This window comes from Hyalangium ruber, assembly GCF_034259325.1.
Lineage (GTDB): Bacteria > Myxococcota > Myxococcia > Myxococcales > Myxococcaceae > Hyalangium_A > Hyalangium_A rubrum.
Genome location: NZ_JAXIVS010000022.1, coordinates 42,960 through 68,161, shown reverse-complemented (window position 1 = coordinate 68,161; position 25,202 = coordinate 42,960). Strand labels below are relative to the sequence as shown.

19 protein-coding genes are annotated in these 25,202 nt (G+C 68.8%); 11 read left to right on the top strand and 8 right to left on the bottom strand.

Going from position 1 to position 25,202, the window contains the following annotated elements; all coding sequences use genetic code 11:
- Positions 1–61 precede the first annotated feature (61 nt).
- From SYV04_RS40200 to SYV04_RS40190, 3 genes are all read right to left on the bottom strand, one after another.
- Entirely contained in the window at positions 62–529 is a 468-nt protein-coding gene (locus SYV04_RS40200; RefSeq protein ID WP_321551389.1) for an NUDIX hydrolase, read from the bottom strand.
- A complete protein-coding gene (locus SYV04_RS40195; RefSeq protein WP_321551388.1) occupies positions 526–1,704 on the bottom strand; it encodes a DUF2380 domain-containing protein in 1,179 nt (392 codons plus the stop codon). Before SYV04_RS40195 ends, SYV04_RS40200 begins: the two co-directional genes overlap by 4 nt.
- 397 nt (positions 1,705–2,101) lie before the next feature.
- On the bottom strand, positions 2,102–5,338 hold the full coding sequence (locus SYV04_RS40190; protein WP_321551387.1) for a galactose-binding domain-containing protein: 3,237 nt from the start codon (positions 5,336–5,338) through the stop codon (positions 2,102–2,104).
- A gap of 155 nt (positions 5,339–5,493) precedes the next feature.
- Here SYV04_RS40190 and SYV04_RS40185 point away from each other — a divergent pair, with 155 nt between their 5' ends.
- Together SYV04_RS40185 and SYV04_RS40180 are read left to right on the top strand one after the other, a co-directional pair.
- Positions 5,494–6,180: a response regulator transcription factor gene (locus SYV04_RS40185; RefSeq protein ID WP_321551386.1), complete on the top strand. Its 687-nt coding sequence runs from the start codon at positions 5,494–5,496 to the stop codon at positions 6,178–6,180.
- Positions 6,177–7,568 (top strand): sensor histidine kinase, encoded by a 1,392-nt coding sequence (locus tag SYV04_RS40180; protein WP_321551385.1) that lies wholly within the window; start codon positions 6,177–6,179, stop codon positions 7,566–7,568. Before SYV04_RS40185 ends, SYV04_RS40180 begins: the two co-directional genes overlap by 4 nt.
- Positions 7,569–7,595: 27 nt before the next feature.
- Here SYV04_RS40180 and SYV04_RS40175 read toward each other — a convergent pair whose 3' ends face one another.
- On the bottom strand, positions 7,596–8,000 hold the full coding sequence (locus tag SYV04_RS40175) for a DUF1801 domain-containing protein (RefSeq protein ID WP_321551384.1): 405 nt from the start codon (positions 7,998–8,000) through the stop codon (positions 7,596–7,598).
- Between the two features lie 367 nt (positions 8,001–8,367).
- On the opposite strand from SYV04_RS40175, the gene SYV04_RS40170 reads away from it, so the two are divergent.
- Together SYV04_RS40170 and SYV04_RS40165 are read left to right on the top strand one after the other, a co-directional pair.
- Positions 8,368–9,117, top strand: coding sequence for a hypothetical protein (locus SYV04_RS40170; protein ID WP_321551383.1), 750 nt, complete (start codon positions 8,368–8,370; stop codon positions 9,115–9,117).
- 9 nt (positions 9,118–9,126) lie between these two features.
- Complete coding sequence (locus SYV04_RS40165) at positions 9,127–10,377, top strand: tetratricopeptide repeat protein (protein ID WP_321551382.1); 1,251 nt, start codon at positions 9,127–9,129, stop codon at positions 10,375–10,377.
- Between the two features lie 104 nt (positions 10,378–10,481).
- Here the strand turns inward: SYV04_RS40165 and SYV04_RS40160 are convergent, their stop codons facing one another.
- Entirely contained in the window at positions 10,482–11,096 is a 615-nt protein-coding gene (locus SYV04_RS40160; protein WP_321551381.1) for a DUF4230 domain-containing protein, read from the bottom strand.
- A 60-nt stretch (positions 11,097–11,156) separates the two neighbouring features.
- Here SYV04_RS40160 and SYV04_RS40155 point away from each other — a divergent pair, with 60 nt between their 5' ends.
- Positions 11,157–11,765, top strand: a complete 609-nt coding sequence (locus SYV04_RS40155; RefSeq protein ID WP_321551380.1) for a 2OG-Fe(II) oxygenase — start codon at positions 11,157–11,159, stop codon at positions 11,763–11,765.
- Positions 11,762–12,595, top strand: coding sequence for an ATP adenylyltransferase family protein (locus SYV04_RS40150; protein ID WP_321551379.1), 834 nt, complete (start codon positions 11,762–11,764; stop codon positions 12,593–12,595). The genes SYV04_RS40155 and SYV04_RS40150 overlap by 4 nt, the downstream gene beginning before the upstream one ends.
- 12 nt (positions 12,596–12,607) lie before the next feature.
- Here SYV04_RS40150 and SYV04_RS40145 read toward each other — a convergent pair whose 3' ends face one another.
- Positions 12,608–13,168 carry a helix-turn-helix domain-containing protein gene (locus SYV04_RS40145; RefSeq protein ID WP_321551378.1) on the bottom strand — a complete coding sequence of 187 codons (561 nt, stop codon included), beginning with the start codon at positions 13,166–13,168 and terminating at the stop codon, positions 12,608–12,610.
- A gap of 85 nt (positions 13,169–13,253) precedes the next feature.
- Between SYV04_RS40145 and SYV04_RS40140 the strand changes: the two genes are divergently transcribed.
- The 3 genes from SYV04_RS40140 to SYV04_RS40130 all read left to right on the top strand — a co-directional run bounded on the left by SYV04_RS40140 (position 13,254) and on the right by SYV04_RS40130 (position 18,823).
- Positions 13,254–13,979, top strand: coding sequence for an SDR family NAD(P)-dependent oxidoreductase (locus SYV04_RS40140; RefSeq protein ID WP_321551377.1), 726 nt, complete (start codon positions 13,254–13,256; stop codon positions 13,977–13,979).
- Entirely contained in the window at positions 13,976–15,001 is a 1,026-nt protein-coding gene (locus SYV04_RS40135; RefSeq protein ID WP_321551376.1) for an S-adenosylmethionine:tRNA ribosyltransferase-isomerase, read from the top strand. Before SYV04_RS40140 ends, SYV04_RS40135 begins: the two co-directional genes overlap by 4 nt.
- A gap of 198 nt (positions 15,002–15,199) precedes the next feature.
- Entirely contained in the window at positions 15,200–18,823 is a 3,624-nt protein-coding gene (locus SYV04_RS40130; protein WP_321551375.1) for a DUF5011 domain-containing protein, read from the top strand.
- 120 nt (positions 18,824–18,943) lie between these two features.
- Here the strand turns inward: SYV04_RS40130 and SYV04_RS40125 are convergent, their stop codons facing one another.
- Both SYV04_RS40125 and SYV04_RS40120 read right to left on the bottom strand, forming a co-directional pair.
- A complete protein-coding gene (locus tag SYV04_RS40125; protein WP_321551374.1) occupies positions 18,944–20,164 on the bottom strand; it encodes a zinc-dependent alcohol dehydrogenase in 1,221 nt (406 codons plus the stop codon).
- A 149-nt stretch (positions 20,165–20,313) separates the two neighbouring features.
- Entirely contained in the window at positions 20,314–21,816 is a 1,503-nt protein-coding gene (locus tag SYV04_RS40120; RefSeq protein WP_321551373.1) for a Ppx/GppA phosphatase family protein, read from the bottom strand.
- Positions 21,817–21,929: 113 nt separating this feature from the next.
- On the opposite strand from SYV04_RS40120, the gene ppk1 reads away from it, so the two are divergent.
- Both ppk1 and SYV04_RS40110 read left to right on the top strand, forming a co-directional pair.
- Positions 21,930–24,119, top strand: a complete 2,190-nt coding sequence (ppk1, locus tag SYV04_RS40115; RefSeq protein WP_321551372.1) for a polyphosphate kinase 1 — start codon at positions 21,930–21,932, stop codon at positions 24,117–24,119.
- 497 nt (positions 24,120–24,616) lie between these two features.
- Entirely contained in the window at positions 24,617–25,198 is a 582-nt protein-coding gene (locus tag SYV04_RS40110) for a hypothetical protein (RefSeq protein ID WP_321551371.1), read from the top strand.
- Positions 25,199–25,202: the final 4 nt, after the last annotated feature.

Genomic DNA, 25,202 nt, shown 5'->3' with positions numbered 1-25,202 from the left:
CGTGGAAGCGGCGGCAATCGAACCCGCCGCTCATTCACCGGAGCATGCCGGTTACGACGAATCAAGCTTCCTCGTCTGGTAAGAGCGTACGGAGAAGTTCGTCGTCGGGACCGAGTGGGCGCCAGCCGGGCGGCGGCGGTGTGGCAAGTAGCGCCGACCCTGCCTGCCGAGCACGATCCAGATGAGTTTCTGGAGTGAAGCCAGACCATAAGCCAAGTGCCTTGGCGACCTTGAAACGGTTTGAGTCATCCAGCACGGCCGGCCAGCCGTCGGGGAGCCCCTCCCACAGCTCACGCACGAGCTGTCCGCGCACCAGGCGAGAGAGCTGATGACTTTGCTCTGCCTCGGCAACCAGGCCGCTGAACACCTGCACCGCGTTGAGGTCGTCCCCGCTGAGCTCCTCGGCGAGCGCAATCAGCGAGGCAGTGGGACGCGCCTCGGCAAAGGCGGTGAGCGAAGCATAGCCGCGCTCACGGACTCGTTCATAGAGGCGAGCCTTCCAGTTGCCCTGCCAATCTCCCTCGGTCATCGCCCTCTCCAAGGAGTGAAATTCATTGGGATGTTATAGCGCCTCATGGCTGACGCGACGATGTCCAGAACCTCGGGCTGCGTCAGCATCCGGCCAGCCCTGTCTTCAGCTTCTCGTAGCGTGCGCATGATCATCTGGTTCCATTCACCGGGCCACATCCGGCCCAGGCGCCAATTACCCCCGCCGTGGAGCGCTTGGTGACGCGCCACCTCCATCTCGACGCAGAACTGATCAATGTCCATGGCGCCGGTAAAGCCGCGCTTCTCGAACCACTCGCGATGCTCATCCGGCAGGACATGGTGCTGCGGCCGCTCGGCCATGCCAGCCCCTGCTTTACCCGTCTCGTGCATGGCGCGAACCTCGGGACTGTCGCCGAGCGCTTCACGGACACCCCGTGGCAGGTCATGTCGCGCTTGCGACATCATCACTTGACCGGCGTGAATGCGGACAGCGGCGCTGACGGCTGAAACCGAGAGGACGCCCGCCTGCACGAGTCGGCGCATCATCTCCACCCACGCGGCGGAGACGACGAGCCGTGAGCCCATCATCACTCCGCTGGAGTCCATTACCCAGCCCACGCCGAGTGTAGTGGGAACGGACGGAGGCTGCCGCGGCAGCGCCATCTTCATCGCCGAGATCAGAGTGATCATCTCGATGAACTGCGCCGCCGTCATGAGCTGACCGCCGCGCGCAGTAGCCACGCCCGCGGCCTCACGAATGGAATGGAACTCGCGGGTGAGCTGGCCCATGAGTTCGGGCAGCGCGACCGTCGCTGCCTCGACATGCCCTGGCGCCAAGGATGAAAGCGCCCTCAGGGAGGGCTCGATGAGTTGTTGCACGCGGCTCATGTCTGCCAAGAGCCTCTCGGTGCCATAAAAGGGACATCGCTGGAGCACTGCGTCGGCGAGGCTCAGGAAATCGAGCCATGCGGCAAGAAGAAGAGCTCCGGAAATGGCGGACTGGAGCCGGGGCCCGCTCAGCCGGAGAATGCCCAGTTCCATGTCCAGATCCTCGGCCTCCGAGGCTGCGTCCGCCAGCGTGGTGGCTCCCCGGCGCGCGCCGTCAATCCATTGCAGTTGACCAGCGCCATAGCCGATATACGGGATGAACAAGCCATTGGCCCGTCCGCCAAGTCCTCCCTTGTTCGCCGCGAGTTGGCGGAGCGTGTTGGCCATGCTGCCTGTGGAGCGCGTCACGTCGCTGACGGTCCCAAGGAGCGCTTGTCTGGCCTGCGTGACAGTCTGTCTCCCTGGATCTGAAGCGGCGAGAGATGAAGCCTCTGGGGCAGAGAACAAGTGCCCCGCGGGGCCGCCAGCCTGCCGGTAATGGGTAGCGGCCCTCACCCGAGCTCTGGCATGGCCTTCCTCAGTCGCACAGCCCATGAGCAAAGCGGACATGCATCCCAACGCGAAGAGGGTCAGTTTCATTCGCTTGCCTGCAGCAATGATGAGGGCCGATGGTACATGAAGCCCTAGGGACCGAAGAAGCCCAGCAGCTCTTCAAGACTGCAGGGCTTCTCGGGATGGAGGCGGCGGGAATCGAACCCGCCCTCGACCTGGTGCTGACCTTCACTCAGGGCAGCGAGTACTGGCCATCACGGCACGGCTGCAGATCCGCGGTGCGGTCCAGGAAGCTCGGTACCATGTAGTCGACGACCAGGAAGCGATGCTCGAACCCATCCTTCGAGCGCTCCGTCGTCTCGTAGTAGTAGGGGTGGAGCCGGTAGCGGCACTGGTCGGGCCAGAGCACGATCTGACCGCCCACCATCGACGGGAAGCCGCCCACACTCCCTGCCAGCTCGAAGGCGTTCTCGTAGGACACCGTGCGGGACTCCTCCTCGGTCATGCCCGAGGAGTACTCGTACCCGGCCCCCATCTGGACCTTGATGGCCACACCGACGCTGGCCTCCATGGAGATACCGGCGCGCCAGGTGTTGGAGAACGACTGCGCCTCCGTGAGGAACTCGGAGCCCCCGTTGGTCAGCGACCAGTTGATGATGGCTCCTCCCGGACCGACGATCTGCGTGCCCAGCACGTTGTCCGCCGCACCGTTCCACAGCAGCCTGCCCCGCATCGGCACCCACTGGTACTTGTTGCTCACGCTGTCGTAGATCTCCACCTCGAAGGTGTCTGGGTTCCTGGTCGGGTTCCGCACGGCGCGCGGGTAGCGATCGGGCTCCACGTGGTTGGTCCCGAAGACCTGCACCTCCGTCAGGGAGAACTCGCCCGTCCCCGCCATCTGGATCCGCACGTAGCGCCCGGTGATCGGCTGGCCCTGCGCCAAGGTCAGGAAGGTCATTCCGGGAATGGCCACGCCGGCATGGAAGGAGGCATGCACGCGCGGGTCGTTCTTGAGCACGTTGGGGTCGCTGGAGATGGTGCGGAAGTCCGTGTCCGAGACGAAGACATAGAAGTCCTTCAAGCCCACCGGGCAGGGCTCGTTCGACTTGGCATCGCAAGGGCGGTTCCACACGCGCACCTTGCCCACCGCCTGAGAGGAGCCCAGATCCACCTGCCACCAGGGGGCGCTGCTCGTGCAGGTGGTGGCGTAGGAGGAAGCGTTGTTGTCGAGCTGGATACGACCATCCACGGCCTTGTCGGGCCCTTTGCCACAGGTGCTGGACTGCGCCGCGTAGGGGAACCGGAGCAATGCCAGGTTGCTCCAGTCGCGGGCGATCGGCACCCACTGGTGGGTGTTGGTGTTGTTGAGCGGGCTGAACTGGACGTCCCAGATATTCAGCTGCGTCGCGTCCTGGTCGACTTCCAGGGGCTCACAGACGCGCGACCAGCCGTCGATGGGCTGCGTGCCCTGGCGGAGCTGGTAGGTGTAGCACTTGGAGTAGTGCTCTTCGATGACCGCGAAGTCAGCGCTGTGACTCCACCCCTCGGAGATCGTCGTGAAGTCGCTCCCGCCATGGCCGCTCGACTGAGAGCGGCCCCACTCGCGGCCCGCGGTCACCCGGACGCTGGCCTCGAGCGCCACCCCCTCGATGCCGGCCCCCACGCCCACATAGCTCGAGATCGAGTGGCTGGAGGACGCGGTCACGGTGGTCTGCTCGGAGGCGGTGACCGTCGAGGACTTCCCGATCGAACCACTCAGGCCCTGCGTGTTGATGTTCTTCCAGAACGGAGGGACGAAGATCGCCGAGGAGATCTGCGGGTCGACGACGACCTGGCACTTCAGCGGGGTGCCCGTGACCGGCTCGTAGTACCCCCGGATCGAGTCGTTGGTCCAGTCGCCGAGCACGACCTTGATGTCGCTCGGCCACTTCCGAGAGCCGTCGCGCCGGGTGCTCCGCAGCCGCAGCCCCGAGCCCGGGCTGTCCATGTCGGCGAGGCGCACGGTCTGCAGGTAGTTCTGGTTGTCTTTGAAGGAAGCCACCAGATCCTGGTACCCGTCCTTGTCCAGGTCCCCCACGGCCAGGGAGAGGTTCCTGAACTCCGTGCCAGTGCGGTAGTCGGCGGTGTCGAAGAGGTGGTTGTGGATGAGGAGCGTGTTGTACTCCGCGTCCAGCGTCAGCGCGTTGAAGCCATAGCCCACGGTGACGGTCCGAGAGCCACTGCTCAGCGTGGACTCGTAGCCTCGGAAGGCCAGCGCGATCTCGTCGAGTCCGTCGCGATCGGTATCTCCCACCGCCAGCGCCAGGGAGTCGAAGTTGAAGTGCTGGTCCCAGGCGGAGTAGGGGGTGAGTCCGATCACAGCCCCCGTGGTGTCGAAGGCGAGCTTGAAGGTGCGCAGCTGGAGCTGGGTGTTCATGCGGACATCGGCGTCGACAACGCCGGCGGCCACCACGATCTCGTCCCGGAAGCCTCCATCGATGTTGCCGACGGCGACCCGCAGGTCTCCCGTGAGGGGGGCGTTCGGCATGAAGCGCGCCGAGGCGATCTCCTTGTAGTTGAGCGCCTTGTTCTCGTTCGTATAGCCCTGCTGGTACTTCAGGACGATGAGCTGGACCATCTGCTCCGCGTCGAGGAAGGCCACCACGATCTCGTCGTTGTAGCTGTCTCCATCGAGGTCCCCGCTGGCCACGCCCAGGTACTTCACATTCACGCGCGAAGCCTCGCTGAGGCTCGGCTTCCACCAGCCCTGGAACTGGCCCGCCGCCTGCGCGATGCCGCCCGCGGAGTTGCCGTCCAGCATGTAGATGTCGAACAACCCGTTGGGGCGCACGAAGCCGAAGCTGAGCTCTTCATCCAGGTTGCTGGAGCGGTCGAGGTTTCCCGCGGTGGTCGCCATCCAGCGGATATCCCTGAAGATCTGAGTGCCCGGAAGGGTGGTCCAGGTGGAGACCGAAGGGGTGCCCGTGCCGGCATTGCTCATGGAGAGGATCTGGATTCGCTGGTCGGCGTCCCGGAATGCCTGCACGAGCTCGTCCCGACCGTCGCCGTTCAGGTCGGCCGCCGTCGCGTCGTGCGCCTGGGTGTAGTAGCGCCCATTCGAGGCGTCCGAGTACATCCACTGCTCGGTGAGGTATTCGTTGCTGGGGCTGCTCACGACACGATCCAGCATCGTGACATAGGGTGTCGTGTCCGCCATGTGATTGACGGGCTCCCGGGGGTAGCGGAAGGCCACGAAGGGCTCGAACTCGCCCCCGAGCATGAGGCGCGCGCCGAAGGGGTTGATACTGCAGTCGCTCGCGGCTGCCAGGCGGGCCAGGAGCCCCGCCCCCTGAGAGGGACCTGCCGAGGGCTCGGGTGCGGCACTCCGCGCGGCCGCCTCCTCCGGCAGGCCCTGCCCGCAGGCCATCAGCCCCATCAGGGGCAGCGATAGGAGCGCCTTGCCGATACCGCGCACGTTCTTCCACTTCATGGTGTCTCCTCCTCGGAGTCGCGGCGCCGCGTTGGCGCTGCACGGACTCCATGAAGCCCGAAGAGTGTGGAGACTTTGTGGAGGGCGGCGAAGGCGCGGTTGAATGAGGGCAGGAGCGCCCCCATGCTGGAAGCATCCCTCTGGAGGCGAGCTGCATGGAATCACGCGGTCCCATCCTGGTCGTGGAGGACGACCCACCCATCGCCGCGGGCCTGGTCCGCGGGCTGAAGCGCGCGGGCTTCCAGGTCTCGCTCGCCACGGACGGGAACCTGGCGCTGCAGGCCGCGGAGAAGGAGCGGCCGGCCCTGGTGGTGCTCGACCTCAACCTCCCGGGGCCAGACGGCTTCGCGCTGCTCGAGACCTGGCAGACGCGGCTCCGGGTGCCCGTCATCGTCCTCACCGCGCGGCAGGAACTGGAGGCCCGGCTGCGCTCCTTCGGCCTGGGCGCTGCGGACTACCTGGCCAAGCCCTTCTGGATGGAGGAGCTCATCGCCCGCATCCAGGCGCGGCTTCAGGTCCCCGAGGAGAGTGAGCGCAAGGTGTTGCGCTGGGGAGATGTGACCCTCGATCTGGACGCGCGGACCGTGAGCCGCCCCGGCCTGGGTGCGCTGCCCTTCACCCGCCACGAGCTGGATGTGCTCCTGTACCTCGTCGAGCGCCCCGGCCGGGCCCTCACCCGGGCGCAGATCGCGGAGCATGCGCTGCCGGCCAACGAGGAGCGGGATGATCGGACGGTGGACTCGCACGTGGCGCGCATCCGCAAGAAGCTCGGGCCGGCGGGGGTACACCTCAAGACCGCGTGGGGGATCGGCTACCGCTTCGAGCTGGAGCTCCAGCCATGAGGCTCTGGAGCGGGCTGGCCCGGCGCACGGTGGCCTTCTCCGTGCTGCTGGGGCTGCTGACGACCACGGTGGTGGCCTACTTCTTCTTCCGGAGAGGCTCGGAGGCGGGCATCCGGTCCACGACCCATTTCCTCTCCAGCGCGTTGCGCGCGACCTATGTGCCCCAGTGCCAGGCGGCTCCAGCGGGGTGGAGCTTCACCTTGCCCGAGGGCCTCCATCTCGTGGCGTTCGATGCCAGCCAGGTGCTGGCCCCGGGGTGGACCGCCGCTCCGGACACCGGGCCCGATCCCTCCCTGGTCGCACGGCTGGCCGCGGGTGAAGAGCAGCCCATCATCTTGTACTTCCCGCTCTTCGAGGGCAAGCGGTGGGGTGGGGCCGTGCTGATGCGGGGCGCGGAGAGCGGGCCCTGCAGCCTCATCGAGTGCCGGTGGCCAGTCACCACGGTTCGTCTGTACGGGTTGCGGTGGATGCTGCTGGCGGCCGTGATTGTCGCCTCGCTGGGGGCCGCGCTCTCGACTACCTCCGTCATCCGGCCGCTCCTGCGGAGGCTCCGTCGGCTGCACCGGGCGGCCGGACAGCTCGGCGGCTCGAGCTATGCGTCCACGGAGGACAAGCTCCCCGATGAGCTGGGAGAGCTGTCGCGGGTGCTCGACACCGCCCACGCGCGCGTCGTGGCGGACGCCGCCCGCATCGAGGAGCAGAAGCACGCGCTGGAGCGTTTCCTGTCCGACGTGGCCCACGATCTGAAGACACCGATCGCCTCGCTGCAGCTCTCGCTGGAACTCGCCGCGACCGCTCCCTCGGAAGAGGTCTCCGGGCTGCTGGTGCAGGGCATCGAGGACACGGTCTACCTCACCTCGCTCGTGGACAACCTGCGCCTGGCCTGCCAGCTCGGCGAGGGCGTGGACCCGTTGGCGGGCGATCCCCGGGCCGAGCTGGGGGCCATTGTCCAGCGCGTCACCCGGCGGCTCTCGCTGCTGGCTCGCCGCAAGGAGCTGACCCTGGAGGCCGCATACCCGGACGCCGCCCTCTGGGTGCGCTGCAACCCGACGATGCTGGAGCAGGCCGTGAGCAACCTCCTCCACAACGCCATCACCCATGGCCACCGGGGTGGCCACGTGGTGGCGGTGCTCGAGGCCGTGGGGGCCGAGCGCTTTCGCCTCACGGTGCTCGATGACGGGCCTGGCGTCACTCCCGAGGAGCTGGAGCGCCTGGGCGAGCGTCTCTTCCGCTCGAGCCAGGCGCGGCGCAGGGATCCCCGCGGCAGTGGCCTGGGCGTGGCCATCGTTCGAGAGCTGGGCCGGCGCGTCGGGCTCGAGGTGGCCTTCGTGCCCAACGCGCCTCACGGCCTCAAGGTCATCATCGAGGGCCCCTGCGCCCCGGGTTGAAGCCGCGGGTGAGCGGCGCACGTATTCCTACCGGGCGCGCACGGCCTGCGTCGGATCGCCGAGCGTGGCGTTGAGCTGGAGCGCGGCCTCCGTCAATCGCTGCACGCTCGCCTTGCTCATGGCATCGCCCTCGCGGAGCTCGAGCGTCGCCATCTCGTACTTGCCGCCCGGGCGCAGGCGCGGCTCGAGGTCGCGCAACCGCTTCCCGTGCCAGAAGCCAAGGAGCACGCGCGTCGGCTCGGCGCGGATCAGCAGCACCGGCCCCTGCGCCAAATAGACCAGGTGCCCCCACTTGATCACTTCATCGAGTGGCCCCGCAGCGCGGCCTGCCGCCCGGACGGCTGCTCGCAGCTTCGTGACACACGCATGCTGCCAGCCGGAGAGGGCCGCGACGTATGCCGTAGGGTTCGCGGCCGCGATCGCCTTCTTCATGGCTTCTCCATCGAGTGTGGGTTGCGTCCTGACCAGACTCCTCGCACCGCTCAGTACAATCTGCAAGGAACGAGGAGCTGGAGGGCTTGAGGTAAGCAGGTGCTATCGTTCATGCATGGAAGGCGGACGAAGCCCGGCTCGGACGGCGTATCTTTCTGTGGTCGAAGAGGGCGCCCGGCGGTACCTGGTACATCTTCGCGAGCTGTGCAGCCGGTCCTCCGGGGCTCTTCAAAGCGTGGCGCTCCGAGAGGTGGCGCGAACCCTGGCTCAGCTGCTGGACCAGGTCTTGCGGACCCGGCAACTGGCTCCATCCGACCTCCGGATCCCCTTCGCGCCGCTCCATCGAGCGGGCGGGCATCCGGAGTTGTTGAACTCCTGGGCCGTGGGATTGGGCAATCCCTCCGCGCCCCTGCTCGTCTTGGGGCCCGAACCTGTCTACACATTGGATAGCCCTGAGTTCCTATTGGAAGGGTTGCTCCTCCAGGCCCTCTGGCTCGCGGACGCGGATGTCCACGTCGCGGCCGGTGCCTTGGAGTGCTCTGCTTGGAGTGAGGTTCCCTTTCAGCGCTATCCCAATGACTTCTACCGGAATCCCTCGCGCAGCACCTGGGGCCGGCTTGCTTCGCTCATCGCGCTCGCTTGGGGCGGCACTCCTCGGGATCTGCTCCAGCCCAAGCGCGTCGCGGACAACACCGCGCCCCACCTGCTCGATGATGTCTATTTGCTCGAGCTCTCCACTGTCCCCGCGGACAGGCGCTCCGACTCGGTCGCCACTCCCGTAGGCGAACGCGAGGCCTTCCTGGGCGCGCTCCTGTCGTCCATGCCCGAGCCGCGCCTCCTCTTCATTCATGGTGTACCCGAGGGCTCGAAATGGAGTGACGTCCAGGTGCGGCTGGCGGCACGGTTCCTTGGTTTTTCTCTCCAGGACTTGAAGGCTTGTCTCCAGACGGAGCGCCCCACCCGGACATGGGATGAACTCCGTTGGTTTCTCCATGGGGAGAGAGGTGTGCTCTTCTCCGTGCAGCTCGGGCAGGAGGTGGAGGACGGCTATTGGGAGCGGGCGGCCGAGGTTCTTCGGATGCTGATGCCCGAACGCCCCCAGGCGCTGATGGATTAGAGTCGCGCTGTGAGCAGCGGCAATCTGGAGAGCCTCCGCCGCAAGGTGGAACTGGGCGAGACGTTGAGCGAGGCGGAGCTGGACGCGCTGCGGGCCGCGGCCGCGGGCAGCTCGGGCGCCACGTTGTGGCTCACCGTGGCGCATGCCCTCGTCAACGCGGGCGCCGAGCGCGAGGCCCTGCCGCTGCTGGAGCGACTGCGGCGCGACTTCCCGAAGGACTTGCAGGTGCGCCTGGGCCTAGCTCGGGCGCTGCTCGGGCTGGACCGCTACGGCGATGCGGAGGTGGCGCTGCGGGAAGCGCTGGCGCTGAGCCCCGGAGACCCCGAGGCCATCAAGGTGCTGGCCGTGCTGGCGCTGCGCCGGGGCGAGAAGGGGAGGGCGCAGGAGTATGTCCGCGACGTGCTGGAGCGTGACCCGTTCGACGAGGAGGCACGGCTCCTGAAGGAAGAGCTGGAGGCGGTGGAGCTGCCTCCTCCGGCACAGCCCGAGGAGCAGGTGCTGCGCCCTGAGTTCAATGCGGCGCTGGCGGCGGCGCTGAGGCGGGCAGGCGTGAAGTTCCGCCTCCAGGGACGCAACGTGCTGGTGAAACTCGAGAGCGGCGAGCTGGCCCGGGTGGATGTGGCCTCGCTGTATGGCGCCTATCCCGGCGGCCGGAGTGGGCTGACGGCCTATGTCGAGGACCTGGCCCGGCAGTTGGGCGGCATGGGCACCGGGCTCGGAGGAGACGCGACCACGCTGGAGTCGCGGCTCCGGCCCGTGCTGAGACCGGCGGGCTTCGAGGCTCAGGCCGTGGGAGCGCTGCACCGCCCGGGGCCCGCCGGGCTGGAGGTCTTCTTCGTGCTGGAGGATGCGCAGTACGTGCGCTACCTGCCTGTGTCCGCCCTGGAGACCGCCGGGCTGAGCACGGAGGCGGTGGAGCAGGCGGCATGGCGCAACCTGGAGGCCGCTCCGGCGCCCGTTCACCCCGTGGTGCTGGACCGGGGCATGGTGCGGCTGGCCGAGGCGTTCAGCGGCCTGTGGGCCGTGGCGGAGGGAGACGGGCATGATGGCGCGCGGCTGCTCACCGCCGAGCAGCGGCGGCGTCTGGTGCAGCAGGCGGGGGAAGGTCCCCTGCGGGTGAGCCTGGGGCACCGCGAATTCGCTCTGGTGTGCCGCGAGGGGGATGAGGCCGAGTGCGAGGCGCTGGCGAAGGTGGGCCACGCACCGGATGGAATCCCCGGCCTCTTTCGCCTCACCGCCGAGGGGCTGACGCGACTGTAGCGGCAGCCCTCGGCTTGCGCTCCGAGGCGCTATACGCAGAGGGTGTGTAGCGCTGTCACCCACATCATCAGTCCCCTTTGGGCCAGGGCGGTGCGCGGGGCGCGTTACCCCGCCGAGGCCTGGGTGAGCTGGTCCACGAAGCGCACTTCGTTGAAGCCCAGCGACAGGAACAGGCCGCGCAGCGAGCGCTCCGCGGACTGACGCGCGCGCTGCTGGAGGCGCACATCGCCGCGCACCTCCTTCTCGAAGGCGAGGCGGGCGCGCTCCAGCAGTTGCGCCGTCTGCGCGCTGTCCAGGTTGGAGTCGATGATCTCCGTCTCCCCCGGGCGCAGTTCCACCTTCACCTCCAGCGGTGGCAGCACCACCTCCACGCGGGTGCCCGTCACGCGAAGCGACGAGGTGTCGACGCGCTGGAAGTCATAGCCCAGGTGGACGTCGGCGAAGACGATGGCGCGGCCCCGGGGTGTGCGCAGGGAGTAGGCGGCCCAGTGGATGACGTCCTTCCAGAGCGCGTCCGAGGCGGTGGGCTCGGGGCTGAAGCTCACCTTCTTGTAGAGGGAGACATCCAGCGTCTCCAGCCGCGTCACCTCGCGCATCTGGAGCACCAGGGCCGGCGGGTCCGGCAGGAGCTTCGGTGAGGGGCGCAGCGCGACGAAGGCACCCACCGCACCCAGGACGGCGGCGAGCACGACGGGGAGGATCCGCAGGATGAGCCTCATGTCCCCAAGTCTACTCCGGCTGACAGAGGGCCGCGTCTGGGGCACGGTGCGGGTGAACACATGGAGCTCCGAGACGAGGAAATCGAAGCGCTGGGCACGCAGGGCTTCTTCACGCGAGAGGCCTTCCTGGGCAGGGAGCGGGCGAGCGCCGTCCACGCGGCGGCACTCGCGCGGGTGGAGGCTGGAGCGCTGCGGCCCGCAGGCATTCGTCGCGGCGCGGACCGGACCGAGGACACCTCCGTGCGCGGAGACTTCATCACCTGGGTGACGCCAGAGCCGGGCAGCACGGCGCTGGGCTCCCTGTGGGAGGCCTTCGAGGCGCTGGGGCAGTCGCTCTCGGCGGCGGCCTACCTGGGGCTGGGCCGCTTCGATGTTCAGCTCGCCTGGTATCCCGGCGAGGGGGCGCGCTATGTGCGGCACCGGGACGCCTTCCCTGGCCAGTCGAACCGGCGGGTGACGGCGATCTTCTACGCCAACCCGGACTGGCGCCCCGAGCATGGCGGCCAGCTCCGGCTGTTCTTGGAGGAGGGGACGGTGGAGGTGGCGCCCACGTTGGACCGGCTGGTGGTCTTCCTCAGTGAGAAGCTGGAGCACGAGGTGCTGCCCGCGCACGCGCCGAGGCTCGCCCTGACGGCGTGGTACTACGGGCGCGATACGGTGGGCCGATGAGCGAGCTTCCTCCCTTCTTCGCGCGAGGCACCTTCTGGAGCGCCATCGTCCAGCGCACCGAACGGGCCCTGGCCAGCGGCGCGCTCGTGCCCATCCACACCGAGGTGGAGCACGTCGAGGACGAGGGCGTTCCCTTCCTCGTTCGGGTCGTCTCCAGCCTGGAGCGCAAGGCGCGGGCCGCGCAGCCTCCGGCGCAGGGCAAGCCGCCGAAGAACCCGTTCCTGCCTCCTTATGAGGAGGACCTGTTCGTGGGCCACGTGCCGCCCGCGCACGTGTGTCTGCTGAACAAGTTCAACGTCTTCGAGCACCACGCGCTGCTCGTCACCCGGGACTACGAGGACCAGGACGAGCTGCTCACCCCGGCCGACTTCGAGGCGCTGCTGTGCGGCATGGCCGAGTTCGACGCGCTCGCCTTCTATAATGGTGGAAGGACCGCCGGAGCGAGCCAGCCCCACAAGCACCTCCAGCTCGTCCCGGTGCCCCTGGCCGCCGGAGGGCTCCGCACCCCCATGGACGTGGCCATCGCTCGGGGCCCGCTGCCGTTCCGCCACGCCCTGGGGCCGCCGCCCCAGACGCCCACGCAGGCGCACGCCACCTATCTGGACCTGCTGCGCGCCGTGGGCTGCGAGCGGCCCGGTACGCCCTACAACCTGCTGGCCACGCGGGACTGGACGCTGGTGGTCCCCCGCGCGCAGGAGTGCTTCGAGGGCATCTCGCTCAACTCCCTGGCCTTCGCGGGCTCGCTGCTGGTGAAGAACCGCGAGTTGCTCGAGCGGGTGCGCGCCGTGGGGCCCATGGCGATGCTGCGCGCGGTGACGGGCACCTCGTAGCGCGGGCGCGGCTCACCTCGAGGGCGGTGCCAGCAGGACGACGGAGTAGCCCACCGCGGTCCGGTCCCCGGGGTTCTCATAGGAGTGTTTCTGGTCCCCCCGGAACACCACCACGTCCCCGACTTGGAGCAGGAAGCGCTCGCCGCTGGCCACCAGCGCCAGCTGCCCCGCCTCGCATGCCAGGTACTCGCGCGTGCCCGGGGTGTGCGGCACGCCCGTCATCCGCACCCGAGGGGGCAGCTCCATCCGATCGAACTCCATGCCCGGAATCGGATCCGGCAGCAGCTTGCGCAGCAGGCCCGCGCCGCGCTGGCGCACGGTCAGGCTCTCGCGAGGGTAGTACCGGGCGTTGGCCCGGGGCCGGGCCACCAGCTCCTCCAAGGAGACCTGGAGCGCGCTCGCCACCCGGTGGAGCACGGCGAGCGTGGGGTTGCTCGCTCCTGACTCCAGGTGGGCCCAGGTGGCGCGGGGAATGCCCGCCAGCTTCGAGAGCTGCGCCTGGGTGGCTCCTCGCGCCTCTCGCAGCGCCTTGATGTTGCGCGCCAGCCAGCCCGCCAGCTCTTCGTCGCTCATGCGGTGGCATTCTGCCAATGCCTTGGCAGGCAAGCCAATCCATGGGCGGAACACGTGTACTCCATGAGGCACAGGAGGAGTCACGATGAAGCTCGAGGGCAAGGCGGTACTGGTGACGGGAGCAAGCCGGGGGCTGGGTGAGGCGCTGCTGAAGCGGCTGGCGCGCAAGGGGGCGCGCGTGGTGGGGGTGTCGCGCAACGCGGGAGAGATAGAGGCGGTAGCGGCCGCCCTTCGCGCGGAAGGGCACGAGGCGCATGCGCTGGCCTACGACGTGGGGGACAAGGAGGCCATCTACCCGCTGGTGGGCGCGGCCAGCGCGCTGGTGGGGCCCATCGACGTGCTGGTGCACAACGCCAGCACCCTGGGGCCCACGCCGCTGCCGCTGCTGCTGGACACCGCGTGCGAGGACCTCACGCGCGTGCTGGAGGTGAACGTGGTGGGGCCCTTCCGCCTCACCAAGGCGGTGGCCGGTGCCATGGCGCTGCGCGGCGGGGGCCTGGTGGTCCACCTCACCTCGGACGCGGCCGTGTCTGCCTACCCGCGCTGGGGCGCGTATGGCGTCTCCAAGGTGGCGCTGGAGCACCTGGGCCGCATCTGGGCCGCGGAGCTGGAGGCCACCGGGGTGCGCTTCCTCAACGTAGACCCGGGCGACATGGACACGCGGATGCACCGCGACGCCTTGCCGGAGGCCGACCCCGCCACGCTGGCGCGTCCCGAAGATGTGGCCGCCCGCCTCGTCACCTTGATCGAGCGCGCCGAGGCCGTGCCCACGGGCAGCCGCCTGGAAGCCGCGCGTCTGGAGGCCGCATGAACGCCGCGCGCTGGCCTCGAGAGCGCCCGGAGGCGGCCCGGCTGCTGCGCGTCGCGCCGGCCACCGGGGAAATCCAAGACACCCGGGTGGAGCAGCTCCCCACGCTGCTGCGCTCGGGAGACCTGCTAGTGATGAACGACGCGGCCACGCTCCCGGCCTCCCTGCAGGGCCAGACGGAGGAGGGCGCGGCGCTCGAACTGCGGCTCCTCGCGCGTGAGCCCCAGGGGACATGGACGGCGGTGCTCTTCGGCGCGGGTGACTGGCGGATGCGCACCGAGGATCGGCCTCCTCCGCCCGTGTTGCCCGTGGGTGCCCGCTTGCTGCTGGGCCCGCTGACGGCGCGCGTGGTGGAGGTGCTGCCGCCTTCTCCCCGCCTGCTGCGAGTGGCCTTCGACGCCGAGGGCGCCGCGCTGTGGGCCGGGCTGTACCGCGCCGGTCGCCCCGTTCAGTACTCGTACCTCGCGGGTCCGCTCTCGCTCTGGCACATCCAGACGGCGTACGCGGCCCGGCCCTGGGCGGTGGAGCCTCCGTCCGCGGGACTGCCGCTGACGTGGGCGATGCTGCTCGAGCTGCGGCGCAACGGCGTGCAGCTCGCCTCCCTCACCCACGCCGCCGGGCTGTCCTCCACCGGAGACCCGGCGCTCGACGCCGCGCTGCCTCGCCCCGAGCGCTTCGAGCTCCCCTCGGCCACGGTGGAGGCCATCCACGCCACGCGGGAGCGCGGCGGGCGCGTCATCGCCGTGGGCACCACCGTGGTCCGCGCCCTGGAAGGACGCGCCGCCCAGGGGGGAGGCACCCTCACGCCCGGCGAAGGGGTGACGGACCTGCTCCTGGGGCCAGGCTTCCAGCTTCGCGTGGTGCAGGGCTTGCTCACCGGTGTACACGAGCCAACCACCAGTCACTACACCCTGCTCCAGGCCTTCGCGCCGCAGCCCCTATTAAAGGAGGCGGCGAAGCGGGCCGAGGCGCTCGGCTACCTGGGCCACGAGTTCGGCGACGCCTGCCTCATCCTCGATCCCTGAACCTGGAGTCCCGTAACCTACTGAAAATAGGTGTGTCTCAGCGTTTTCACGCTGGGTAAACCTGCTTTGAAGACCTTTCCTACTGTAAAAGTTCAGCTGCGCTTGACTGTTTTCCGGGTTTCGTACATAGATAGAATATTCGCGGGCAGCTGGAATCCTTCAGCCCACGTCCTACATCAGCCCACCCCGGAGTGCCACATGAGCCGCGCAAACTTGTGGAAAGCGTCACTGCTGATGGTCGCCCTGACCGCTGCCTGTGGTCAGGAGTCGGTTCCCACCGAGTCGCACCGTGCCCTGGCCACTCGCCAGGACGCGGTGTTCAGCACGAACCAGGTGCTCATCCTGGACAGCACGGTGACGGGCGGTGCGCAGAGCGCCGAGTTCCAGGCGGTCAGCGATCTGGGCTACACGGCGGTCCTCGCCACCCCGGAGCAGTGGGCGATGATGTCGGCCGAGGAGTTCGGCGCCTACCGCGCCATCGTCCTGGGCGATGCCTCGTGCGCGAACCTGGAGGCGGTGTCGGCGGCGGTGGCCAACCGCCACGTGTGGGGCCCGGTGGTCAACGGCAACATCCTCATCTCGGGCACGGCGCCGGTGCATAACGGCGCCCCGGGGCAGGTGACGGAGAAGTCCATCCAGTTCGCTTCCCGGCTGTCCGGCAAGACGGGCTTCTACGCCTCGCTGAGCTGCTACTACCAGAACGCGGCGCCCAACACGCACGTGGAGCTGCTGGAGCCCTTCGGCCAGTTCTCGGTGCAGAGCGGCGGCTGCCACGGCAAGGCCCACATCGTTGCCTCGCACCCGACGCTGGATGCGCTCTCGGACGAGACGATGTCCAACTGGGCCTGCTCGGTGGGCGCCGCGTTCGACACCTTCCCCATGGCCGACTTCTCCCCCTGGTCCATCGCGGTGTACGAGAAGAGCTCGCGCGGGGCGCACCAGGGCGGGCACGACTTCACGGACGGCACGTTCGGCGCCCCCTACGTGCTGGCGCGCGGCGTGACGCTGGTGGGCTGCGGTGACGGGGAGCAGCAGGAGGACGAGGAGTGCGATCTGGGCCAGGAGAGCGGCGCTCTGGGCTCGGTGTGCTCGGCGACGTGCCGGCTGGACTGGTGTGGCGATGGCGTCGTCAACGAGGGTGAGGACTGCGACCTGGGCTTCGATAACGGCAAGGGCGTGTGCCCGCGCTCCTGCCGGCTGCTGCCGACGCCGCCCCCGCCCCCTCCGCCCACGCGCCGCCCGCCGGTGGCCGTGTGCAAGCACCTGACGCTGGGCACGCCGGCCGGCACCTGCGGCGCGGGCGGCTCCATCGACGACGGCTCGTATGACGCGGACGGGGACCTGGTGGGCTGCACGCAGGACGTGACCTCCTTCGGCATCGGCCGGTACACCGCCACGCTGACCTGCACGGACGCGCACGGGCTGGTGGGCAGCTGCACCGCCACCATCAACGTGGTGGACAGCATCGCCCCGGAGATCTCTTGCCCGGCGGCCCGCTCCTTCGAGTGCGGCATGGGCAGCGTCTCTCCGGAGCACAACCCGGCCACGGCGACGGACAACTGCGGCACCCCGTTCGTGACGTACCTGATGGAGGGCGAGTCCTACGCGCTGGGCACGCCGCGCACGGTGACGTGGCTGGCCAACGACGGGACGAATGACGCGACGTGCGCCACCTCCGTGACGATGGTGGACACGCGCTCGCCTGGCATCGACCTCAACGGCGCGGCCCTGCAGACGCTGGAGTGCGGCCTGAGCCAGTACACGGAGGCGGGCGCCACGGCGGCGGATGCCTGCGCGGGCAACCTGACGGGCGCCATCTCCAAGAGCGGCGCGGTGAACGCGGCGGCGGTGGGCAGCTACACGGTGAACTACCGGGTGCAGGATGGCGCGGGCAACACGGCCTCGGTGAGCCGCGAGGTGCGGGTGGCGGACACGGTGGCGCCGAGCCTCGCGCTCAACGGCGCGGCCACCCAGGCGCTGGAGTGCGGCGTGGGCCAGTACACGGAGGCCGGCGCGGTGGCCAGCGATGCCTGCGCGGGTGACCTGACGGGCGCCATCATCAAGAGCGGCGCGGTGAACGCGGCGGCGCGCGGCGCCTACGCGGTGAGCTACTCGGTGAAGGATGCCTCGGGCAACGCGGCCTCGGCGGTGCGCACGGTGAACGTGGATGACACGCTGGCCCCGAGCGTGACGCTGAACGGCGCCTCTTCGATGCGGCTGGAGTGCGGTGTGGACAGCTTCAACAACCCGGGCGCCACGGCGGCGGACGCCTGCTCGGGCAACCTGACGAGCGCCATCGTCACCTCCGGCGCGGTGAACGCGGCGGCGGTGGGCAGCTACACGGTGAGCTACTCGGTGCAGGACGGCGCGGGCCTGAGCGCCTCGGCGGCGCGCGCGGTGCAGGTGGCGGACACCCAGGCGCCGAGCCTCACGCTCAACGGCGCGGCGACCCAGGCGCTGGAGTGCGGCGTGGGCCACTACACGGAGGCCGGCGCGGTGGCCAGCGACCTGTGCATGGGCGACCTGACGAGCGCCATCGTGAAGAGCGGCGCGGTGAACGCGGCGGCCCGTGGCGCCTACGCGGTGACGTACCGGGTGCAGGACGCCTCGGGCAACGCGGCCTCGGCGGTGCGCACGGTGAGCGTGAATGACACGCTGGCCCCGAGCATCGCCCTGGTGGGCGCGGCGTCGATGCGGCTGGAGTGCGGCGTGGACAGCTTCAGCAACCCGGGCGCCACGGCGGCGGATGTCTGCTCGGGCAACCTGACGGGCGCCATCGTCACCTCCGGCGCGGTGAACGCGGCGGCGGTGGGCAGCTACACGGTGAACTACTCGGTGCAGGACGGCGCGGGCCTGAGCGCCTCGGTGGCGCGCGCGGTGCAGGTGGCGGACACCAAGGCGCCGAGCATCGCGCTCAACGGCGCGGCCGCGCAGACGCTGGAGTGCGGCGTGGGCCAGTACACGGAGGCTGGTGCGGTGGCCAGCGACGTGTGCGCCGGCAACCTGACGAGCGCCATCGTGAAGACGGGCTCGGTGAACGCGGCGGTGCGCGGCGCCTACCCGCTGACGTACCGGGTGCAGGATGCCTCGGGCAACGCGGCCTCGGTGGTGCGCACGGTGACCGTGAACGACACGAAGGCGCCGAGCATCGCCCTGGTGGGCTCCGCCTCCATGAGCGTCAATCGCGGCGCGTCCTTCACGGATCCGGGCGCCACGGCCTCGGACAGCTGCGCCGGCAACCTGACGAGCGCCATCGTGAAGACGGGCTCGGTGAACACCGCGGTGGCTGGCACCTACACCCTGACCTACCGGGTGCAGGACGCGGTGGGCCTGTCCGCCTCGGTGACGCGGTCCGTGACGGTGGTGAACGCCTGCTCCACCACGGTGACGGTCAAGCCCACGCAGGAGATCTGGCCGCCGAACCACAAGATGCAGTCCTTCCGTCTCTCGGATTGCGCCTCGGTTCAGACCACGTGCGGCGACGATGATGGGGGCGGTTGCGGCGACAACGGCGGCAGCAACGGCAACATCAACACCATGGGCACCATCCTCTCCATCTACAGCGACGAGCCCGAGGACGCGAACGGCAACGGCGACGGCAACACGGATGACGACATCGAGATCACCGGCGCCAGCAGCTTCAAGCTCCGCGCCGAGCGTCAGGGCAAGGGCAACGGCCGGGTGTACGGCGTGCGCTTCAAGGTGACGGACAGCTCCGGCGCCCAGCAGACGGCCACCTGCAAGTTCGTGGTGCCGCACGACCAGTCGGGCCGCGGTGGCATCGACGACGGCGCGGCCGCCGGCTACACGGTGTACCGGTAGTCCCGAGCGCCCGAGGCGCTCCTCACGGTGACCGCGCGGGAGGTATCGACCCCCTCCTCCCGCGCAAAGAGGGCCCGGCACTCCTTCGAGAGTGTCGGGCCTCTGCCTTTCCAGCGGGGCTCAGGTGAGCATGGGCGGCTCGAGCTCCACCTTGAGCCAGCCGGGCTTGCGCAGGTCGAAGTTGCGGTAGGCGTCGATGGCGCTCGTCATCGACTCCACGCGCGAGAGGATGGCGGTGGGGTCCACCACGCCGGTGCGCACCAGCTCCAGCAGCTTGGGGATGTACTTGCGGTGGTTGCAGTTGCCCATCTTCATCGTGAGGTTCTTGTTCATCGCCTCGCCGATGGGGAAGGTGCGCGCCGTCTGCGGGTAGACGCCGATGATGGACAGGGTGCCCGCCTTGGCCAGCGCCGCCACGGCCCAGATGAGCGCCTGCGCGGGCGCATCCCCTGGCACCCAGTTGCCGCCGTCCGGGTTCGTCTTGGGGGCCACCTCCTTCACCTCGCGCTTGAACTCCGACTTCTCGGCCTTGGCCTCCTTGGCGGCTGGCCCGTGGTGCGGGTGCATGGCGTCCACGCCCACCGCGTCGATGGCGCGGTCCACGCCGATGCCGCCGGTGAGCCGCAGCAGCGTCTCCACGGGGTGCTCGGCGTCGAAGTTGATGATCTCCGCGCCCTGGGCGCGCGCCATCTCCAGCCGGTCGTCGTGGCAGTCGATGGCGAAGACGCGGCCGGCGCCCAGGAGCTTGGCGCTCACGATGGCGAACTGGCCCACGGGGCCGCAGCCGAACACCGCCACGGTGTCTCCGGGTTTGATCTCCGCCAGCTCCGCGCCCATGTAGCCGGTGGGGAAGATGTCCGACAGGAGGATGGCCTGCTCATCGGTGACGCCCTCGGGCACGCGCACCAGGCCCACGTGGGCATAGGGCACGCGTACCTTCTCGGCCTGCATGCCGTGGAAGGGGCCCGTCATCTCCGGGCCGCCGAAGAAGGCGGTGCCCGCCTGGGCGCCGTTGGGGTTGGCCTCGTTGCACTGGGCGTAGTAGCCGGCGCGGCAGTACACGCAGCTGCCACAGGCGATGGTGGAGGGGATGACGACGCGGTCGCCCACGTTGAAGTTGCGCACGTCCTCGCCCAGCTCCTCGATGTAGCCCACGCCCTCGTGGCCGAGGATGGTGCCGGGGCGCATGCCGGGCATGGTGCCGCGAATCATGTGCAGGTCCGTGCCGCAGATGGCGCTGGCGCTCAGGCGGACGATGGCGTCCGTGGGCTTCTCGATTCGCGGCTCCTCGACTTCCTCGAGCCGGATGTCACCGATTCCATGGAAAACGACGGCTTTCATCGCGCGCAGCTCCTTCCCCCAACCGGGCGCTGGGAGGGTACGGGCGCGCCCGCACGGCGAGCCCTGCGCCATGGAGGCTGGCCATCCGGCCGGGGGAGGGCAAAGCGCGCGGCGCCGCCTCTTCTGGAGGGCAGGGGAGGGGTCGAGCGCTATCGGCTGGCGTGGAACGAGAGCCGCTTGCCGTAGACGCTGCGGAAGTTGGCCACCTCGCGCTCGGCGTTCCAGAGCTCCAGGTCCACGGGCTTGTGCGCGGACAGGTGCAGGGAGACGCCCTCGCGGCTCTTGGTGGCCTTGAGCGACTTGATGGGCTGCTGGTGGCTGTGGTCCAGCGAGTTGGCGAGGCGCAGCAGGGTGGCGAGCTTGCGCACCGTGCGTCTCTCGGGAGCGGTCAGGCCCTCCATGCCGGAGTGGGCGAGGTCCGGGGCGCTGCGGCGGTGGTAGCGGGCCACGCGGGCCACCAGCTCGCGCTCGCGGTCGGCCAGGCCGGGGATGTCCGCGTTGTGGATGAGGTAATAGGTGTGCTTGTGGTGGCGCTCGTGGCTCACGGCGGTGCCAATGTCGTGCAGCAGCGCGGCGACCTCCAGGTACGGCCGGGTGGACAGGGGCAGGTGGTGCAGCGCCGCCAGGTCATCGAACAGGGCGAGGGCCAGCCGGGCCACCTGGCGCGAGTGCTTCTCGTCGAAGAAGAAGCGCCGCCCGATGGCCAGCGCCGCCTCCCGCAGGCTGTGGTCGGCGCGCGAGGCGTCCTGGCGGTAGAGCAGGTCCACCAGCAGGCCGTCGCGGAGGCCGCGGTTGACGGCGGCCACCGACTCCACGCCCAGGTGCTTTACCACGCCTTCGAGGATGACGGCGCCGGAGACGATGATGTCGGCGCGGCGGGGATCGAAGCGCTTGCGGCGCCGCTCCGGAGACATCTCCGCCAGGGTCTCCACCGCGTGGCTGATCTGCCGGGCGGTGGCGCTGCCGGCGCCGTCGGCGGAGGCAAAGCCCACCACCCCGTTGATGGTGCCCGAGGAGCCCAGGGCCACGCGGGGCACCTTGGGGAGCTTCTCGGGCAGCGTCTTGCGCATGACCTCGGCCACGAAGCTGCGCATCAGCTTCAGCTGCTTGGGCGTCACGGATTTGGAGGCGTCGAACACCTCGGTGAGGCGCACGGCGCCCAGGGCGAGGCTCCACAGGTTGTCGGGCCGCTCACCGGTGGCGGTGGCCACCTCGGTGGAGCCGCCGCCGATGTCCACCAGCAGCGAGCGCGCATCGGACGGCTTGCGGTGCAGCACGCCGAGGCAGATGAGGCGCGCCTCCTCCTTGCCGCTGACGACCTCGAGGTCCAGCCCGGCCTCCTCGCGCACGCGACGGACGACCTCGGTGCGGTTGCGCGCCTCGCGCAGGGCGCTGGTGGCCACGGCGCGCACGCGTGCCTTGTGACGGCGGCACAGGGCGGAGTAGCGGCGCAGGGTGGACAGCAGCCGGTCCGCCGTCTCCTTGGGCATGGAGCCGGTGGAGAAGACGCCCTCGCCCGGACGGATGGGGTCTCGCTCCTGGTGGAGCGTCTCGAGGGCGCCGTCGGGATCCGGACGCGCGAGCTCCAGGCGGACGGCATTGGTGCCGACGTCGATGGCGGCGAGGACGGGCTGGATCGTCGAAGTGGGCATAAACAGGAGGGCGGCAGTGTAGCGGCTCCAACGCGAGGGGGATGCAGTCCCTGCCGGAGCGTTGGCGGGGTGGGTCCCCTGTGACACGTCCGTGACGTGACGTGGGCCTTTCCATGCAAGAGTCTGTCTTCGTGGATCTCAACGACCCCCAGCTCTTCATCAACCGCGAGCTGTCCTGGCTTGCCTTCAACGAGCGAGTCCTGGCGGATGTGGCGGACGCGAGCCTGCCCATCTACGAGCGGCTGAAGTTCTTCGCCATCACCACCTCGAACCTGGACGAGTTCTTCATGGTGCGGGTGGCGGGGTTGAAGCAGCAGTTGGCCAGCGGCGTGGCGGAGACGGCGGCGGACGGCATGTTGCCGGCGGAGCAGCTCTCGGCCATCAGCGAGCGGGTCCACGCGATGGTGGACGCGGCGTACCGGCTGTGGCGCGAGGAGCTGCTGCCGAAGCTGGCGAGCCACGGGGTGGCGGTGCTGACGCGGGACAAGCTCACGTCGGAGCAGAAGGCGGCGGCGAAGACGTACTTCAGCTCCTCGGTGTTTCCGGCGCTCACGCCGCTGGCGGTGGATCCGGGGCACCCGTTTCCGCACCTGCGCAACAAGTCGTTGAACGTGGCGGTGCTGCTGCGGCGCGAGGGGCCCAAGCGCAAGCGCAACATGCGGGAGACCTCGCTGGCGGTGGTGCAGGTGCCCAGCGTGCTCAGCCGGTTGGTGCCGCTGCCGGCGCCGCAGGGCGTGGTGCTGGCGGTGCTGCCGCTGGAGGAGTTGATCTCCCTGTGCGCAGGGGAGCTGTTCCCAGGCTTCGCGGTGGAGCAGACGGCGGCCTTCCGCGTGACGCGCAACTGGGACTTGAACGTGGACGAGGAGGAGAGCGCGGATCTGCTCTCCACGATTCAGGAGGAGCTGCGCCGGAGGGACCGGGGCGCGGCGGTGCGGCTGGAGCTGGACGCGGCGGCGAGCGCGGAGCTGGAGGCGGCACTGGCGGCGGCGCTGAAGCTGGGCACGCCGGATGTGTATCGGCTGCACGGGCCGTTGCAGCCTTCGGACTTGATGACGCTGACGGACTTGGATGCGCGGCCGGAGCTGCGGGTGGAGCCGTTCGTTCCGGCGGTGCCTCCGGTGCTGCGGGACGAGGAGCCGGTGCTGAGCGTCATCGCCAAGAAGGACTTGCTGCTGCACCACCCTTACGAGTCGTTCGATCCGGTGGTGCGCTTCCTGGAGGAGGCGGCGGAGGACCCGAACGTCCTGGCGATCAAACAGACGCTGTACCGGACGAGCGGAGACAGCCCCATTGCTCGGGCGCTGACGCGAGCGGTGGAGAACGGCAAGCAGGTGGCGGTGTTGGTGGAGATCAAGGCGCGGCTGGACGAGGCGAACAACATCGCCTGGGCGCGGAGGATGGAAGAGAACGGGGTCCACGTGGTCTACGGGCTGATCGGCCTGAAGACGCACTGCAAGGTGGCGATGGTGGTGCGGCGTGAGGGGAACGGGATTCGCCGCTACGTGCATCTGGGGACGGGGAACTACAACCCGACGACGGCGCGGCAATACACGGACCTGTCGCTGTTCACGACGCGGCAGGAGATCGCCGAGGACGTGACGGCGCTGTTCAACATGCTGACGGGGTACTCGACGGCGCCGCAGTGGAAGCGGCTGGCGGTGGCGCCGATGGGGTTGCAGGAGAAGGTGCTGTCGCTGATCCAGCGCGAGGTGGACAAGGCGAAGAAGGGAGAGCCGGCGCGCATCGTGGCGAAGATGAACTCGCTGGTGGACCCGAGCGTGATTCGCGCGCTGTATGTGGCGAGTCAGGTGGGGGTGCGCATCGATCTATTGGTTCGAGGCGTGTGCTGCTTGAGGCCGGGAGTGCCCGGGGTGAGCGAGAACATCCGGGTGACGAGCGTGGTGGATCGGTTCCTGGAGCACAGCCGGGTGTTCGCGTTTGGGGAAGGGGCCCAGGCGGAGGTGTGGATGTCGAGCGCGGACTGGATGCCGCGCAACTTCGTGCGGCGCATCGAGACGATGTTCCCAGTGGAGGAGCCGGCGCTGAGGCAGCGGTTGCTGGACGAGGTGCTGGGGGTGGGGCTGAAGGACAACGTGAAGGCGCGAAGGCTGCAGCGCGAGGGGACGTATGTACCGGTGGGGCAGGATGGGGCACCCGTGCGCAGCCAGATGGTGCTCTTGGAGATGGCGCGGCGCATGGCAGACCCGAAGCCCATCGAGTCGCTGATGCGGCACGCGGCGGCGCCGGAACTGCCGGCCGAGACGCTGCGCTCACCGACCGCGCCCGTGCCTCCGGCGAGTTGACGGAAAGCTATGCTTCGAGGGCTCTGGTTGCTGGGCTTCATGGTGTGGGCCGGATGCGCGACTCCGCGCCAGCCCGGTACTCCCATGCAAACGAACTGTCCCGCGACGGTCACGCTGCCTACCGTTGAGGAATGTCGTGAGGCCGCTTTGGTGATCAGCAATGGAGAACTCAGAGCCTGTGTCACTCGGCAGTGCGGCGATGCGACCGTGAAGTGTGGTGAGGAGATTCGGAAGCTATGCAAGGAGGAAAGCAAGCTCAGGAAGAAGAACATCCTGGCCTACGTAGATGCTCCCTTGGCATCAACCACCACATCCTCTCCGGTGAAAGAAGCCCACTGGTGTGAAGAACCTGCCTCCTTCAAATGCATCCTCCAGGTGATTGTCCACGAGCTGGCGCACTCCTGCGGGTGGCGGCATGGGCGAGGGGGTGGTGTCCCTGGAGATACAACGACGATACGTGAGTGTGAGTGTGTCGTCAGGAGCAACGGGCTGGTTCTATGCGAATAACTGTCATCAAGCTGGCGTGGGTCATCCCTTGGCTGATGATTGCCTGTACGGGCACTCTCTTCTCTGGAAACAAAGAGGCCGCTTACATTGGAGTGGCTGAGTCGGAGCGTATGTCGGAGGATACGCAGCAGAGTCCGCTCGCGGTCTTGGAAGTTCACAATAGCCAGTATGACGGACGCATCCTTTCTGGAAGGCTGCTAGTGGGGTCATTGGTCGATGGTCTGCGTTTGGATAAGCGACTGGACTCTGGTGCTGATATCAACGTCGATTCCGTGGCGGATTGTGCCACGGGGCAGTTGGTGTCGTTTGTGACCATGGATGGGTTCCGTCCGGCCGCTCGCGAAGAGGAACGACTCATCTTGAACAGCGGCTATTGGTACGGCACCCAAATGCACTTCCTGTTGTTCACCAAGCCTGGTCCGGAATGCATCCAAGCCGAAGTTTCGCTGCTTTCTTTCGAGGGGAAGCGGATCGCGCATGTGGAGGTCCGTGCCGAGCGCGCCCCGCTGCAGTCCGTGGACGCCGGTACGTCAGAAGGCCCGCAGCCATCAACAGATGCCGGTATGCCCTGACTCA

Excerpts from the sequence above, each read along its gene's own strand:
- SYV04_RS40180 (WP_321551385.1), top strand. The coding sequence starts at position 6,177 with ATGAGGCTCTGGAGCGGGCTGGCCCGGCGCACGGTGGCCTTCTCCGTG.
- SYV04_RS40195 (WP_321551388.1), bottom strand. The coding sequence starts at position 1,704 with ATGGCCAACACGCTCCGCCAACTCGCGGCGAACAAGGGAGGACTTGGC.
- SYV04_RS40120 (WP_321551373.1), bottom strand. The coding sequence starts at position 21,816 with ATGCCCACTTCGACGATCCAGCCCGTCCTCGCCGCCATCGACGTCGGC.
- SYV04_RS40200 (WP_321551389.1), bottom strand. The coding sequence starts at position 529 with ATGACCGAGGGAGATTGGCAGGGCAACTGGAAGGCTCGCCTCTATGAA.
- SYV04_RS40175 (WP_321551384.1), bottom strand. The coding sequence starts at position 8,000 with ATGAAGAAGGCGATCGCGGCCGCGAACCCTACGGCATACGTCGCGGCC.
- SYV04_RS40125 (WP_321551374.1), bottom strand. The coding sequence starts at position 20,164 with ATGAAAGCCGTCGTTTTCCATGGAATCGGTGACATCCGGCTCGAGGAA.
- ppk1 (WP_321551372.1), top strand. The coding sequence starts at position 21,930 with ATGCAAGAGTCTGTCTTCGTGGATCTCAACGACCCCCAGCTCTTCATC.
- SYV04_RS40185 (WP_321551386.1), top strand. The coding sequence starts at position 5,494 with ATGGAATCACGCGGTCCCATCCTGGTCGTGGAGGACGACCCACCCATC.
- SYV04_RS40150 (WP_321551379.1), top strand. The coding sequence starts at position 11,762 with ATGAGCGAGCTTCCTCCCTTCTTCGCGCGAGGCACCTTCTGGAGCGCC.
- SYV04_RS40145 (WP_321551378.1), bottom strand. The coding sequence starts at position 13,168 with ATGAGCGACGAAGAGCTGGCGGGCTGGCTGGCGCGCAACATCAAGGCG.
- SYV04_RS40135 (WP_321551376.1), top strand. The coding sequence starts at position 13,976 with ATGAACGCCGCGCGCTGGCCTCGAGAGCGCCCGGAGGCGGCCCGGCTG.
- SYV04_RS40155 (WP_321551380.1), top strand. The coding sequence starts at position 11,157 with ATGGAGCTCCGAGACGAGGAAATCGAAGCGCTGGGCACGCAGGGCTTC.
- SYV04_RS40190 (WP_321551387.1), bottom strand. The coding sequence starts at position 5,338 with ATGAAGTGGAAGAACGTGCGCGGTATCGGCAAGGCGCTCCTATCGCTG.
- SYV04_RS40140 (WP_321551377.1), top strand. The coding sequence starts at position 13,254 with ATGAAGCTCGAGGGCAAGGCGGTACTGGTGACGGGAGCAAGCCGGGGG.
- SYV04_RS40130 (WP_321551375.1), top strand. The coding sequence starts at position 15,200 with ATGAGCCGCGCAAACTTGTGGAAAGCGTCACTGCTGATGGTCGCCCTG.
- SYV04_RS40160 (WP_321551381.1), bottom strand. The coding sequence starts at position 11,096 with ATGAGGCTCATCCTGCGGATCCTCCCCGTCGTGCTCGCCGCCGTCCTG.
- SYV04_RS40110 (WP_321551371.1), top strand. The coding sequence starts at position 24,617 with ATGCGAATAACTGTCATCAAGCTGGCGTGGGTCATCCCTTGGCTGATG.